Raw genomic sequence first — 14,181 nt, 5'->3', positions numbered from 1 at the left:
TGTAGAGTGATTCCGTTATAGAGGTCTCTTGTATCGATCTATTCTACTAACCCTCATCACTCTCTTTTAAGTATTGGTGCCAATTCCCAGAGATCACATCAAAGTGCTCAATACAGAACTCTTTCCTATCTTTTAAATAGTCGTTTTCCACTTCATCAAGCAAGTTTTTATAGGCTTCAGGGTCGCTGCCGTACACAAGGCATAGGGTTGAGAAGTAGCGTTGGAGATCGAAGCTGTGTTCATCAATGTATTCCCCCAAGTCGTAATACTCCGGGCGGTCTTCTGACTCAAAGGCAAACATATCGGCTGCACTTATTGCGGCATCACCGCCATGTTCCACGTAGTTGAGCAGCAAGACTGTTGCGAGGTTATCTACGGCATCTTCTTCTTTACCGAGAATGGCGATATTTTGATCTTCGATATAGCCGTGCCCCGCTTCGTGTAGCAGCGTATGAAGTAAGGTATCGATGGCACCCGTTTGTGCCGATTTTCCGTACTCTTTTTCGTATTGGTTCTTCTCGAAGTAAGCGAGTGATTCAGCGTAAAAACTGTATGGGATAAGTACGTGATGTGTTTGCGGATCGTAGAGTGGGCCTTCATCACCGCCGTATTGAATCACCAAAGGCTGGTTAAACATCAACAGTTGGTTGGAGAGGTCAATGACGGTGTCGTTGATGCCACTGAGTTCAATCTCTTGTTTGAGCTGTTTTTCTTGTTCAGTTTGAGGTGGTGCATACTCGACAATAAGGTTGTTGGGCAGCGTATTATCAATGGATGTTTCACTGGACGCATAAGTCGTGGCAAACACAGAACCAAGGGCTAGGCTGTAGGTCAGTGTTTGTTTCAATAATGTCATCGTATGTCCTTATAATCGGGTGAATAGCCATCTCATGGTGAACCATATTTCCTAGAATGAATAGCTCTTGAGTGGTGAGCGATTGATTGTCAGTTTAGATCATGTTTCATTCTAAGGGCTATTTGTCAGATAAATTTCGGTTCAAGTAAACCCTTGTGCTATACTCCGCGCCCCAATCCGAATTGGCTTGCTTAATCTTAGGAAATTATTATGAGTGTTAAAAACGAACTTCAACAAATTAACAACCGTCTAGACAAGTGTCGCAACAAGTTAGCGGCTGCTAAAACTCGTAATGATCGTCCTGTTGTTCGTCAATTTGAAGACGAGATTAAGAAGCTAACTAAGAAAATTGCACAGCTGAAACACAAAGAAAGCTTTGATGTGAATCAAGAGCGTAAATCGCTGATTGATATGCCATTTAGCCGTGAAATCACAAAAGCTGAGCAAGCGGATATGGGTAAACTTAAGAAGTCTGTAAAAGGGCTCGTGATTGTTCACCCGATGACCAAGATTGGTAAAGAGCTTCGCATTGAAGTTATGACGGGTTACGCACCGAAAAAATTCTAATTACCAGTGATGGTGATGAAAGAGGAGCTAGCAATAGCTCCTTTTTGCTTTTTTAGGTATTAAAAAAGCAGAGTCAGCGGCAAGGATACTCGCGCCGTTATCAACTTTTTGGAGGTGATTGTTGTCACAAATCCTTTTATCTCCTATAAAAGTTAACGTGTCACTAACCTGACACCAAGTGAACGCAGTAATGTGTTCGCTTTTCGAATCTACAATTTCTCTCCAGTTTGTATAAATATAGGTAGAGCAGCACAAATAATTACAGATAAAACTAGACTCATTAAGGAAGATGAGAACGTAAAAAAATAGAGGTTATATGAATCAATTAATTTCAATTGGACCACTAGAATCCTTCCTAATCGCGATTAGTGTTTTGTTTCTAGGTCATTTCGTCAATGCAAAGCTTCCGGTTCTCAAAAAGTACAATATTCCAGAGCCCATTGTCGGCGGCTTGATTGTCGCTTTTGCTATTACAGCCCTGCACTTTAACGGCCTTGATCTTGAGTTTTCTTTGCCCTTGCAGAACACGTTTATGTTGATGTTCTTTGCAACGGTCGGCCTTGCAGCTAACTACACGCAGCTGATAAAAGGTGGTGCTAAGGTATTCCTATTCTTAGGGGTGGCTTCGGTTTACATCATTATCCAAAACGGTGTAGGTGTAACACTTGCGACGGCATTAGGCCTTGAACCCTTGATGGGTTTGATTGCTGGGTCTATCACGCTTTCGGGTGGTCACGGTACAGGCGCAGCTTGGTCTCAAACTTTTTCAGACACGTTTGGCATTGCCAATACTCTAGAAATCGCGATGGCTTCAGCGACATTTGGTTTGATTATCGGTGGTATTATCGGTAGCCCAGTCGCTCAAAAGTTGATTGATAAAAACCAGCTTGAATCTGAGTACGGCACTGGCACACAAACCCACGAGCGTTTTCCTGAGCTTGTTACTTACAACGAGTATGAAGAAGACAAAGTAACAGCGAAGAAGGTGATTGAAGTATTGTTCATTCTTCTTATCTGTATCTCGGGGGCGAAATACCTAGAAGAGTGGGTGGCGACTTTTGAAATTTCTTGGTTGATGATTCCTGACTTCGTTTACGCGTTGTTTATCGGTGTGTTCATCACTAACGTTTTTGAAGTGACTAAGCTACATAAAACCGACAGTGAAACGGTCGATATTCTTGGTACGGTGTCATTGTCGCTGTTCCTAGCGATGGCGCTAATGAGCCTTAAGCTTTGGAACATCTTTGACCTTGCGATTCCGTTCTTGGTTATCCTTGCGGTTCAGGCAGTGGTGTTGGGTATCTTCTCTTACTTTGTGACGTTCAAAGTAATGGGTTCTAACTACGATGCAGCGGTTATGGCGGGTGGTCACTGTGGTTTCGGCCTAGGTGCAACCCCAACAGCAGTAATGAACATGGGTTCTTTGGTGAACCGATTCGGTCCGTCGCCACAAGCCTTCATGGTTGTGCCAATTGTTGGTGCCTTCTTTATCGATATCGTTAACCTGATTATCCTACAAGGTTACATCTCGTTTATTGGATAGTGCGAACGCACCAATAACGAAGTATGCAGATACAAGAAAGCCAGTCAATTGACTGGCTTTTTTTGTTTTAGCGAACGCCGCTTATTTTATTCAACGTATATTATTGAGGGTATCTTACTGAGCCTATGCGGGTGAGCTTGCCTGTAGCTCTTTGAGCAGAGGGAACGCCGCTTTGGTGTATTCTCCCGTGACAATGAATCCAACCAACTGGTTATCTTCATTGAAGCCCTTAGCGACAATGCCTTTAGGATCGAATCGAGTTTCCCAACTCTGAGCGGTTTGAATATCGCGCCCTGCGAGTTGAATCGGGTAACTCGGTGTTTTCACCTTTGTGATGATGTGAGGCAAGCTGAGCTTTCCTTCGCCCACTTTGCTCTCTCCGTTACCCATAGCCAGCTGCTTAGCCAACACGTTTGCAGACAAAATAGCGGGCTGAAGATAAGCCATCACACGCCCCTCTATTTCGGCGCAGTCACCAATCGCATACACATTCTCGACATTGGTTCTCATGATGGTATCGACCACAATCCCTTTGTTTACTTCTATTCCCGCTTGTGTGGCTAACTGTGTGTTTGGTCTTAGCCCTGCTGCTGCAATCACGATATCGGTTCGTATCAATCGAGAAGACGTGGTTTGCAACCTCACGCCATCAGGGAGATAAGTTGCGCGACACACTGCAGAATCGGTTTCGACGGTAACGCCTGCTTTTGTTAGTTCCCTTTCCAATTCAAGCGAAACGAAAGGTGGCACTAGGTTATTCAATAGATAACTTGCGGGTTCGATAATCGTGACATCTTTACCCGCAGTTTGAAGGTCGAATGCGAGCTCAACCCCAATCAAGCCTCCACCCATCACAGTGATGCGTTGAGCGCCATCGATCTGAGCTTTGTGTTTATCGAACTCTTCCAAACTATTTAACGTAATGGTTGCGCTGCGTTTAAGCCCTTCCGCTGGTGGTATAAAAGGCGTCGCGCCCGTCGCTAATATCAACTTTGAATAGTGGATAGATTGGCCATCAACATGAACACACTGCTGCTCAGTATCTATCTCGCTCACAAGTGCTTTGGTTTTGATGACCACGTTGTACTGCTCTGCCAATTGTTGAGCGTTATGTACTGCCAGTGTTTCCGGCGTTTGTTCCTGACTGAACGCGTGCGAAAGATTCGGCTTACTGTACTCAACCCCGGCATCGGCGGTGATCATCGTAATTGCGATATCTTGGTCAAGCTTACGTACCATCTTGATGGTTTGTAGGGCAGCGAAACCGCCACCCACAATAACAATGTTCGACATGCTACTTCTCCACAAACACTTCTTTGCCTAAATGGCATTCAGGGCAAAGGAAATCATCAGGAACTTGCGCCCAAGGAGTTCCAGGTTCGACGCCTTGGTAGGGTTCGCCCAATTGTGGGTCGTACACCCATTCACACACTGTGCAACGCCAGCAAGTGCAGTCTGCACTGTGTACTGGCTTATCTTGAGCGACTTCTGGCTTCAGCTGTGTCGTGTCTTTGAGTTCTTCAGTGGTGCTTGTCGGTGCTGGTGCGGCTTCAAGCGGTGTTACATTACGTGATACTTGTTTCGGTGTGCTCACTTCATCTGCTTCTACACGCCAAACCTCGGCCAGTGTCATGCCGTAATCGATACACTGGCGAAGCGCGTCTGTGTCTGGTTTCCAATGGATGTGTTGCGGAGCACTCACCTCGAAGTTGGCTTCATGTAAGCGAGCGTCGATACGTTTTACTGCGCCACCTGTCCAACCTGAAGAGCCAAATGCCGCAGCTCTTTTACCAGCAAAGCGCAGTCCGTGGATCTCTTCTAGTAGTGCTGCGATTTGCGGCATCATCACATTGTTCATGGTCGATGAGCCGACTAGAACCCCTTTTGAACGGAAGATATTGGCAAGGATGTCATTCTTATCGTGCTTAGAGATATTAAAGACCTTGATTGCTGTTTCTGGGCTGCCTTTACGGATACCTTTTGCGATTGCGTCAGCCATCATGCGAGTGTTGTTCGACATGGTGTCGTAAACAATCGTGATACGATCTTCTTTGTAGGCTTTAGACCACTCGTAGTATTGCTCAACAATTTGCGTCGCGTTGTCGCGCCAAATACAGCCATGAGAGGTGGCGATAACATCGATAGGCACACCTAAGCTCAATACTTCTTCTATCTTCGCTTTCACCAAAGGCGCGAAAGGTGTGAGGATGTTCGAGAAGTAACGCAGACATTGATCATGCAGCTCGACTTGGTCTAGCTGATCGTTGAATAGGTTTTCATCACAGTAGTGCTGACCGAACGCATCGTTGCTGAACAGGATCTCGTCACCAGTGAGGTATGTTGCCATTGAGTCTGGCCAGTGCAGCATTTTCATCTCAACAAAGATGAGTTGCTTACCGTTACCGACATCGAGCGTGTCGCCTGTTTTAACGGTTCGGAAGTTCCAGCCAGGCTGATGGTGATGGCCAACAATAGAGTTCACGCCAGCTTCTGTGCAGTAGACGGGTGTGTTTGGAATTTTGGCTAATAGTGCCGAAAGGGCACCTGAGTGGTCTTCTTCAGCATGCTGACAAATGATGTAGTCGATCTCATTGATGTCGATTTCCATCTCAAGGTTTGCAAGGAATTGTTCAGTAAAGCGATGATCAACGGTATCAACAAGCACCGTTTTCTCTTCACGAATCAGGTACGAGTTATAGCTGGTACCTTTGTTCATGTGGTATTCCTTACCATGGAAGTGTTCTGTTTCCCAATCGTGGACGCCAACCCAGTGAACATTTGATTTAACGTGAATAGTCATAATGATAATACCTTATTTAAATATCTAAGGTCATCATTGCACTAGTTGTGCCATGTTTTTAACTGCCTGTTTTAAATATGTTTGTTTAGCATTTATGTTGTCTAATGAGTCATTTTGACGTGCTGAGTTTTATGGTTAAAATGAATCTTAGGTGTCTTTATGACTTTGTGGATTTATAGTGGTTTGACAAGAAAGTTAATGATGTTTGCTCAGAAAGAGCAGGGTGAGGGACATGTTTCAACAAAGGGGATTATAGCGTAACTCCTGCGCTTCGCGAATTAGAACACGTGGATTGATCAAGTATTGGTGGTCTAAAAAGCGGCTGGAATGGCTAAAGCTGAGATAGAAAGGATGGATGCGAAATACAGAAATGAAAAAGGCCAGACGAGTGTCTGGCCAAAACAAGGCAGTGTAATTTAACAGTCTGAAGTGCTGTTGAAACTATATTTTGTAAAACGAAAAAGCGTTTTAAAAATTAAAGCGTTGTAGCAGTTAAGCGTTGTAACTGTTTAACGTGTTATAGCTGTTGATTCATTCGTCATCTTAATTAACGCGTTAAAGCGTCGTCACGATTTCATCAAGAGCTAGACGTGCTTTTGGTTTACCGTGGTTATAGTCTTCGCCGTCTTTGTGGTAGCCGATTGCTAGCGCTACATCAACAACGTGACCGTCTAGTTCGTCAGCAAACTCTTCACCGATCATAGCGGCATCTACGCCTTCCATCGGTGTTGAAGCAATACCAAGACGAGCCAGTGTGTGCATTGTGTTACCTAGCGCGATGTACACTTGAGACTTAGTCCAGTTACCGTTGAAACCTGTTTCGTCTGTGTTCATTTCTGCGAATGCGTAAGCCCCTAAGAACTGCTCGTACATTTCAGCGGGTAGGTGACCAGAGCTTACTTCTGTGTCAGCACGCTTTGCGAATTTCTCTTTAGTGTACTTAGGATCGTGAGCAAACAGGATCGTATGTGACGCTTCTTTCGCATGCGGTTGGTTAAACTGGAACATGTTCTCGAAAGTATTGTGGAAGCGTTGTTTTGCTGCGTCACTCTCAATGATGATGAATTTCCAAGGCTGAGAGTTGATAGAAGAAGCTGACAAACGAAGTGCTTCTTTGATTACTTCCATGTCTTCCGCAGAGATGCGCTTTTCTGCATCGTATTTTTTAGCTGTGTAGCGAGTGTTTAGATCTGAAATGATTGGATGAGTCATGTTGAATCCTAATATCTATCAATATAAATGTTGTAGGGTTTTATGTTCGGTAACGTCAACAATAAACGGATAACGCATTTAGGCTATATCTCTATAGAAGTCGTTTCTAGAACAGTCAGCCTCTAAAAGGCTGAACGCTTAAATGGCTATCGAACATGCCCCAATAAATCGAGTATCTGCGGTAGCTCAAGTCGATGGGTGTAAGATAATAGAAGATTGGCTTGGGAAAAATAGCGAACACATCAAATCACTATGGTTAATAATGTCCATAATGATTTGATTAGTGTGATCTGGATGTGTGTTGGTTTTCGAAAATCAGCCAGTTAGTACGCTTTGATTCCATATTGGCGTAATAAAGAGGGAAGTACACTGTCGAGGTTTGGGATATCTTCAGGGTTAAGTTCAATCAAGCTAAAACCGTGCTCTTGGTAAACTTTCTTGGTCGCATTTCGTTTGTCTTCTTCTATAGGGCCTGAATCTGTTCCCCAGAACTGAATGTATACCTTGCCGCTTGGCAGGTAGAAATCGCTCATTACTTCTTTTGATATCGGGAGCGGACGTTCATAGGCATGAACCACTCCCGCCATATAAAGCCAGTTATCGATGATCAGCTCTCCCTTTGAACGCACATAATGTCCGTCTAAGGTTCGGTGTTTCGCCTCAAATTTCTGACGAAAGCTAGAAAACGAGACATCGGTAGAGTGGCTTTCAGCATCATGCCCTAGAAATTCGACAACAGACTGCTTCAAACGTTTATTGCGAACCAATGAATCGTGCCATACCACAAATAGGTTTTGAGTCGCTTTATCTTCCCTTTGCTCACCGCCTGCTTTTAAGCCTGTTGAGGTGACATGCCAACCATCTTCTTCACGTGCTATCCAACCAAGCTCGCTGAGCAACAGGTTAATTTTTTTTGCGCTAAGTTGAAAGGCACTGCCTAGTTGAGTTGCCGTTAGCGTTTTTCCAGAGAAAGAATCTAGGTCGATGAGTAGTTTTTCTGGCCAGACAATAAAGACACCAAACTTCTTGTGTTCGACATACTCCCCACCAAAGCTTTCGCCTCGTTCTGTGAGTACCCAACGCTCCTGTGAACGCACGATATAGCCAGCTGTTTTCAAATCACTGAATAGAGCCTTTGCTTCTATCCCTTTTTGTTTGGCTAGTGCTGATGTGGAAATCTTGTCTGGCATAGTCTGTTTCTCAATTAGCAGTAGAACTGCTGATTAATGTTGAGGGGCTGTTGTATAGAATAGGGAAATACAATAACACAACTGTTGATACTAACTGCAGTTCACTGGTCCATGTTTTTAGTGAGTATTCGCTCTCATTTTGAATGTTAAGCAAAATGTCGCCTAATTTGTAATTAAATTACAGTTTCAGGGCTTTTACTCATCTTGGTGCATATTTATTATTCGTGGCACGATGTTCTTTTATACGGGTTATATAGATCTCAGATGCTATATTTTATTAAGTGTGATTTGTATCACTATTTATTTTTAAGTATTACAAAATAAAATGTGACCTAGATCTTGTGTTAATGATATCCATTCTCATTAATTTGGCTTTGTAATTTAAATTCATGATGTTTTTGTGATCTAAGGTGTGCTCGTTAACCCGAAAGTGTTTTTTGCGTGTGATGGTTATCACGAAAGTTGGGCTGAGGTGCATTTTAAAAATGTTGTGATACATTTTAATCGACTTTTGAGTACACACTTTCGGTCATTTGACCAACCAATACATTACGGGGTTCTACCTATGTTATCACCAGAAGCAAAGATTAAGGTTCAAAACTTTGGTCGTTTCTTATCCAATATGGTAATGCCAAACATCGGCGCATTCATTGCGTGGGGTTTCATTACTGCACTATTCATTCCAACGGGTTGGTGGCCTAACGAAACGTTAGCATCAATGGTTGGCCCAATGATCACATACCTACTACCACTATTGATCGGTTATACCGGTGGTAAAATGGTTGGTGGCGACCGCGGTGCCGTAGTGGGTGCTATCACAACAATGGGTGTTATCGTTGGTACTGATATCCCAATGTTCATGGGTGCAATGATTGTAGGTCCACTGGGTGGTATCGCAATTAAGAAATTCGATGAAGCTGTTCACGGTAAAGTGAAGAGTGGTTTCGAAATGCTAGTGAACAACTTCTCTGCAGGTATCATCGGCATGATCTGCGCGATCATCGCGTTCATCGTGATTGGCCCTGCGGTTAAAGTTCTGTCTTCTGGTTTAGCGGCTGGTGTTAACGTAATGGTTGAAGCGGGTGCATTACCTCTTGCTTCTATCTTTGTTGAACCTGCGAAAATCCTATTCTTAAATAACGCAATCAACCACGGCATCTTCTCTCCACTCGGTATCCAGCAATCTGAAGAAATTGGTCGCTCAATCTTCTTCCTAATCGAAGCGAACCCAGGTCCAGGTCTTGGTCTTCTACTTGCTTACATGGTGTTTGGTAAAGGTAGCGCGAAGCAGTCTGCTGCTGGTGCATCTATCATCCACTTCCTAGGTGGTATCCACGAAATTTACTTCCCTTACGTTCTAATGAACCCACGTCTAATCCTTGCTGTAATCGCGGGTGGTATGGCGGGTGTATTCACTAACGTAGTGTTCGATTCTGGCCTTATCTCTCCAGCATCACCAGGTTCAATCTTCGCTATCTTATTGATGACGCCAAAAGGCTCTTACATCGGTGTTGTACTTTCTGTAATCGCTGCAACGGCTGTGTCTTTCATCGTAGCTTCAATCCTACTTAAGACTTCAGCTCAAGGTGATGACGAAGATTCACTAGAAAAAGCATCGGCTCAAATGAAAGACATGAAAGCGTCTTCTAAAGGTGCAGCTTCAGAAGCTGGCGTAAACCTAGCGGATGTTAAAGCTGTCTATGTGGCTTGTGATGCAGGTATGGGTTCGAGTGCAATGGGTGCTGGTCTACTTCGTAAAAAGGTAGCATCAGCAGGCCTAGATATTGAGGTAACAAACTACGCAATCAACAACCTACCGGCTGATTCGCAAATTGTTATCACGCATAAAGACTTAACAGACCGTGCTCGTAACACCGTACCAGGTGCAATGCACATGTCTCTAAGCAACTTCCTAGACGGCGGTGTCTACGACCAGCTAGTTGCAGAGCTAACAGAAGCTCAGGCTACGAATGATCAAAGTGGTGAAGCGAAAGTAGAAGCTCCGGCTCCTGCAGCAGCTCCAGCACAAGAAGGTAACAAGCTTGCACTGACTGACGACAGCATCTTCCTTGGCCTTAAAGCGACTCAAAAAGAAGACGCTATCAGGTTCGCTGGTGAGAAACTGGTCAAATTGGGCAACGTATCACCAGAATATGTAGAAGGCATGTTTGCTCGTGAAGAGCTTGTCTCTACTTACCTAGGTGAGTCTATTGCAGTACCACACGGCACAATCGAAGCGAAAAAATACGTACAAAAAACTGGCATCGTTTTCTGTCAGTACCCTGAAGGTATTCAGTGGGGCGAAGATGAAGATGATATCGCTAAGATGGTTATCGGTATTGCTGCACAAGGCGATGAGCACAACATGGTGCTGATGGCTATTACCAATTCACTCGACGATGAAGAAGCTGTGGAATGCCTACAGAACACAACAAATCCTGCTAATGTTCTACGTATTCTCAACGGAAACTAACAAGCTCTAGTCAAGCTCCTGAGTGAAGGAGGCCGGTATCCCCCTACTGGCCTCATTTTCGGTCTAATCTCCTCTAAGAAGATTCAGTCTGAATAGCTTACTGCTTGATGCCTAGGGCACATCGTCAAGGCATGTTGTTGAGTGGTTAGCTATCTAGATTTAAATATTTATAAGGTCAAAATTATGAAAGCGTTACATTTTGGTGCAGGTAATATCGGTCGTGGTTTCATTGGTAAGCTTCTTTCTGATGCTGGTATGAAGGTTACGTTTGCTGACGTAAATGAAACGGTTGTAAATGCGTTAATTGAACGTCAAGAATACCCAGTTAAGATTGTTGGCGAAGAGTGTGTTGTTGAAGTTGTTAAGAATGTGACAGCGGTAAATTCAGCAACAGGTGCTGTAGTAGATTGCATTGCTGAGTCTGATATTGTGACAACAGCGGTAGGACCTACAGTTCTTAAAATCATCTCTAAGTCTATTGCTCAAGGCATTGAAAAGCGTGCTGCAGCAAACAACACGGCACCAATGAACATCATTGCGGCTGAGAACATGGTTCGCGGTACTAGCCAATTAAAAGCAGCAGTTTTAGAGCACCTTTCTGATGAAATGAAGGCGTTCACCGAAGAGCACATTGGTTTTGTTGATTCAGCGGTTGACCGTATTGTTCCACCGGCAGAAGCAGGTGAAACAGACCCTCTAGCGGTAACGGTTGAAACGTTCAGCGAGTGGATCGTAGACCAAACACAATTTAAGGGTGAGATTCCAAACATCCCAGGAATGGAATGCACTGATAACCTAATGGCTTTCGTTGAGCGTAAATTGTTCACGCTAAACACGGGCCACTTGGTAACGGCATACCTTGGTGTACTTGCAGGTCACGAGACAATTAAAGACTCTATCGAAGACGACGTCATCCGCGCTGAAGTAACAGCAACGATGGAAGAAAGTGGCGCTGTTCTCATTAAGCGTTACGGCTTTGATCCAGAAGCGCACGCGGCATACATCCAAAAAATTCTTGGTCGTTTTGCTAACCCGTTCCTACGTGATGAAGTGGATCGTGTTGGTCGTCAACCTATTCGTAAGCTGAGCCCTCAAGATCGCCTAGTCAAGCCATTGAACGGTACGCTAGAATACGGGCTACCAAATGCTCATCTAGTAAAAGCGATCGCAGCTGCGTTCCATTACAAAAATGAAGATGACCCTCAAGCGGTTGAACTTCAGGCAATGTTCGCAGAAAAAGGTTTTGCTGAGACATTAGCGCATTATTCTGAGCTGAATAGTGACTCAGAAGTTGTTAAACTAGCGGAAGAAGCTTATCTAGCATTGAAATGATAAACCATCAAAGTGCCACACCAGTGGCACTTTCTTATTGTCGAGCCGTTATGCCAATACAAACTAGCCATGAAACTGAATTACTCGAAGCCCTTTCGGAAGCTGAGAGTGCTAGCGCCTGCCTAATGGCTGCTTACGATGCATTGGATGACACAGTAGATGCCGTATTAAAAAACATCTTCAAGAAAGACGACACGGCCATTAAGTTCGTTGTAGAACCACTTCTCAACAGTGGTGGGCCGTTAGGCGAGATCATGATTCGTGCTAAGTTGCTACTCGGGCTTGGTGTGATCAGTAAAGAACTCTACGACGATCTAGAGGTTTTCGTTACCTTGAAAGAGTGGGCGAAAATACAGGGCGAAGACACCAGCTTTACAGAAGTTGATGTGATATTTGAGCTCAACAAGGTGCACGCGATTCAGCGTATTATGCCGATCGAATATGACGCAGAGATGGTGGAAACCATGTCTGGCCCAATGCTTGAAATGTTCTTAGGGCGACATAATCAAAAGGTGAAGTCGACGATCATATTGGCTATCACTGACATTATTACGACCTTATGCCGAGATAACGCTCTGAGCTCTTAGCTCTAGTTTGCAGCCCTACTTAACTTGTTTCGTATCCTACATATCTTATAGCTGTTCGTTCGTATCAATACAAAGTTTAAAATGATGGCGGTTTCTCTCGTTGGAGAAATCGCTTTGTTGTTTTTGTGCCTATAAAAAATACCCGAAACCTCTCTTCCCATTAAACACAAAAGCAGCAGGCACAAAAAAAGCCACATTCAGTGGCTTTTTCTATTCAAGACGCTCTCTTTATTAAAAACGCCCTTTTATCCAAGACTATGGGGATTATAGATCTTGGATGTTCTCAGCTTCTAGCTCTTGGAAGTAGCGTAGAGTCTTAACTTTTAGCTCTTGTTGAGCTGGCTCATCAGCAACGATGATAGCTTTACGGTGCATCTGTAGAGCTGTAACAGTCCACATGTGGTTTACAGAACCTTCGATAGCCATTTGAAGCGCTTGCGCTTTGTTGTGGCCTAGAGAAAGGATCATTACTTCTTCAGAATCTAGAAGAGTAGCAACACCGATAGTTAGTGCGTATTTAGGAACTTGGTTGATGTCGCCATCGAAGAAACGAGAGTTCGCGATACGAGTGTCTTCAGTCAACGTTTTGATACGAGTGCGTGAAGATAGAGAAGAACCTGGCTCATTGAATGCGATGTGACCGTCGATGCCTACGCCGCCCATGAACAGGTTGATTTTGCCGTATGAACGGATTTTCTCTTCGTATGCTGCACAGTGAGCATCGATGTCTTCAGCTTTGCCGTCTAGCAGGTTGATGTTTTCTGCTTGAATATCAACGTGGTTGAAGAAGTTCTCGTGCATGAATGTTCGGTAAGACTCTGGGTGGTTAGGGTCGATACCAACGTACTCATCCATGTTGAATGTTACAACGTGCTTGAAGCTCACTTCGCCCGCTTTGTAAAGTTCAATTAGCTCAGCATAAGTAGTTAGAGGTGTGCTACCAGTAGGAAGACCTAGAACAAATGGACGCTCAGCAGTTGGAGCGAATTTTTTGATAGAATCTGCGATGTGACGAGCAGCCCATTTACCTACTTTTGCTTTGTTGCTTAAAGGAATAAGTCTCATTGATTTTGCCCCTAGAAATTAAATTTTATAGTGTTCTGAAACATTAATTCGCATTATAAAATAAGCTATCCACTTCCGCTATTGTTTTAGGTCAAGTTTTTACTTTTTTAATGGTATCTGTGACTAGAACTCTCAAAATTGCACATTTTTTGTATGGATATTTGGTGTCGTTAAACAAGATTAATACGTTTGTCATATATCGTCACGTCAATCCAATACAGTCGCTGAAGACATCAATCCTGCCATGAAAATTGCGTTAGCTTATTCGAGTCTAGGTCAGTCGTTATAACGAGGTATTTATCACAATAGAGCTATGTTTGGGTTAGGAGGTTCTGGTCTCGTGATTACGGATAAATGAGTATAGCTGAAAGGAAAGGTGATGAAGGGGGCTTAAGCCTATGATGATAAGTGGAACGGCATTAGTGGATAAGTACAGTGTAAGATAATCACATTTTAGTCACGATTAGCCATTCTATCATTATGAATTTTATATACATATTGGTAAAAAGGTGTACTTTAGCTAGACTTATAACTTACGACGTAAAAGTGTATTTGA

The 14,181-nt window shown here is 43.7% G+C and carries 11 protein-coding genes; 5 read left to right on the top strand and 6 right to left on the bottom strand.

The window, feature by feature from the left end; all coding sequences use genetic code 11:
• Positions 1 to 46: 46 nt before the first annotated feature.
• Positions 47 to 856 (bottom strand): DUF4344 domain-containing metallopeptidase, encoded by an 810-nt coding sequence (locus tag OW495_RS08440; protein ID WP_102513760.1) that lies wholly within the window; start codon positions 854 to 856, stop codon positions 47 to 49.
• A gap of 210 nt (positions 857 to 1,066) precedes the next feature.
• Here OW495_RS08440 and OW495_RS08435 point away from each other — a divergent pair, with 210 nt between their 5' ends.
• Together OW495_RS08435 and gltS are read left to right on the top strand one after the other, a co-directional pair.
• On the top strand, positions 1,067 to 1,423 hold the full coding sequence (locus tag OW495_RS08435) for a YibL family ribosome-associated protein (protein ID WP_010432454.1): 357 nt from the start codon (positions 1,067 to 1,069) through the stop codon (positions 1,421 to 1,423).
• Between the two features lie 316 nt (positions 1,424 to 1,739).
• Positions 1,740 to 2,966, top strand: coding sequence for a sodium/glutamate symporter (gene gltS / locus OW495_RS08430; protein ID WP_004732723.1), 1,227 nt, complete (start codon positions 1,740 to 1,742; stop codon positions 2,964 to 2,966).
• Between the two features lie 123 nt (positions 2,967 to 3,089).
• Here the strand turns inward: gltS and norW are convergent, their stop codons facing one another.
• The 4 genes from norW to OW495_RS08410 form a co-directional block, all read right to left on the bottom strand.
• On the bottom strand, positions 3,090 to 4,259 hold the full coding sequence (gene norW / locus OW495_RS08425; RefSeq protein ID WP_102513761.1) for an NADH:flavorubredoxin reductase NorW: 1,170 nt from the start codon (positions 4,257 to 4,259) through the stop codon (positions 3,090 to 3,092).
• A gap of 1 nt (position 4,260) precedes the next feature.
• A complete protein-coding gene (norV, locus tag OW495_RS08420; protein ID WP_102513762.1) occupies positions 4,261 to 5,766 on the bottom strand; it encodes an anaerobic nitric oxide reductase flavorubredoxin in 1,506 nt (501 codons plus the stop codon).
• 555 nt (positions 5,767 to 6,321) lie between these two features.
• Complete coding sequence (locus OW495_RS08415; protein ID WP_009846099.1) at positions 6,322 to 6,978, bottom strand: NAD(P)H-dependent oxidoreductase; 657 nt, start codon at positions 6,976 to 6,978, stop codon at positions 6,322 to 6,324.
• Positions 6,979 to 7,301: 323 nt separating this feature from the next.
• Complete coding sequence (locus tag OW495_RS08410) at positions 7,302 to 8,168, bottom strand: glycerol kinase (RefSeq protein ID WP_102513763.1); 867 nt, start codon at positions 8,166 to 8,168, stop codon at positions 7,302 to 7,304.
• A 565-nt stretch (positions 8,169 to 8,733) separates the two neighbouring features.
• Here OW495_RS08410 and OW495_RS08405 point away from each other — a divergent pair.
• The 3 genes from OW495_RS08405 (at position 8,734) to OW495_RS08395 (ending at position 12,560) form a co-directional block, all read left to right on the top strand.
• Entirely contained in the window at positions 8,734 to 10,641 is a 1,908-nt protein-coding gene (locus tag OW495_RS08405) for a PTS mannitol transporter subunit IICBA (protein WP_289885985.1), read from the top strand.
• A gap of 183 nt (positions 10,642 to 10,824) precedes the next feature.
• Positions 10,825 to 11,973, top strand: coding sequence for a mannitol-1-phosphate 5-dehydrogenase (locus OW495_RS08400; RefSeq protein ID WP_017111334.1), 1,149 nt, complete (start codon positions 10,825 to 10,827; stop codon positions 11,971 to 11,973).
• A 50-nt stretch (positions 11,974 to 12,023) separates the two neighbouring features.
• Positions 12,024 to 12,560, top strand: a complete 537-nt coding sequence (locus OW495_RS08395) for an MltR family transcriptional regulator (protein ID WP_192852389.1) — start codon at positions 12,024 to 12,026, stop codon at positions 12,558 to 12,560.
• Positions 12,561 to 12,824: 264 nt separating this feature from the next.
• Here the strand turns inward: OW495_RS08395 and nagB are convergent, their stop codons facing one another.
• Positions 12,825 to 13,625 carry a glucosamine-6-phosphate deaminase gene (gene nagB / locus OW495_RS08390; RefSeq protein ID WP_017111336.1) on the bottom strand — a complete coding sequence of 267 codons (801 nt, stop codon included), beginning with the start codon at positions 13,623 to 13,625 and terminating at the stop codon, positions 12,825 to 12,827.
• Positions 13,626 to 14,181 lie beyond the last annotated feature (556 nt).

Origin of the sequence: Vibrio sp. 14N.309.X.WAT.E.F5 (genome assembly GCF_030397615.1) — a bacterium.
Taxonomy (GTDB): Bacteria; Pseudomonadota; Gammaproteobacteria; order Enterobacterales; family Vibrionaceae; genus Vibrio; species Vibrio lentus.
The sequence above is the reverse complement of the archived record's forward strand: the minus strand, read 5'-3'. Positions and strand labels throughout refer to the sequence as shown.

Coding starts and splice junctions, on each gene's coding strand:
- OW495_RS08440 (WP_102513760.1), bottom strand. CDS start 856: ATGACATTATTGAAACAAACACTGACCTACAGCCTAGCCCTTGGTTCT.
- OW495_RS08435 (WP_010432454.1), top strand. CDS start 1,067: ATGAGTGTTAAAAACGAACTTCAACAAATTAACAACCGTCTAGACAAG.
- gltS (WP_004732723.1), top strand. CDS start 1,740: ATGAATCAATTAATTTCAATTGGACCACTAGAATCCTTCCTAATCGCG.
- norW (WP_102513761.1), bottom strand. CDS start 4,259: ATGTCGAACATTGTTATTGTGGGTGGCGGTTTCGCTGCCCTACAAACC.
- norV (WP_102513762.1), bottom strand. CDS start 5,766: ATGACTATTCACGTTAAATCAAATGTTCACTGGGTTGGCGTCCACGAT.
- OW495_RS08415 (WP_009846099.1), bottom strand. CDS start 6,978: ATGACTCATCCAATCATTTCAGATCTAAACACTCGCTACACAGCTAAA.
- OW495_RS08410 (WP_102513763.1), bottom strand. CDS start 8,168: ATGCCAGACAAGATTTCCACATCAGCACTAGCCAAACAAAAAGGGATA.
- OW495_RS08405 (WP_289885985.1), top strand. CDS start 8,734: ATGTTATCACCAGAAGCAAAGATTAAGGTTCAAAACTTTGGTCGTTTC.
- OW495_RS08400 (WP_017111334.1), top strand. CDS start 10,825: ATGAAAGCGTTACATTTTGGTGCAGGTAATATCGGTCGTGGTTTCATT.
- OW495_RS08395 (WP_192852389.1), top strand. CDS start 12,024: ATGCCAATACAAACTAGCCATGAAACTGAATTACTCGAAGCCCTTTCG.
- nagB (WP_017111336.1), bottom strand. CDS start 13,625: ATGAGACTTATTCCTTTAAGCAACAAAGCAAAAGTAGGTAAATGGGCT.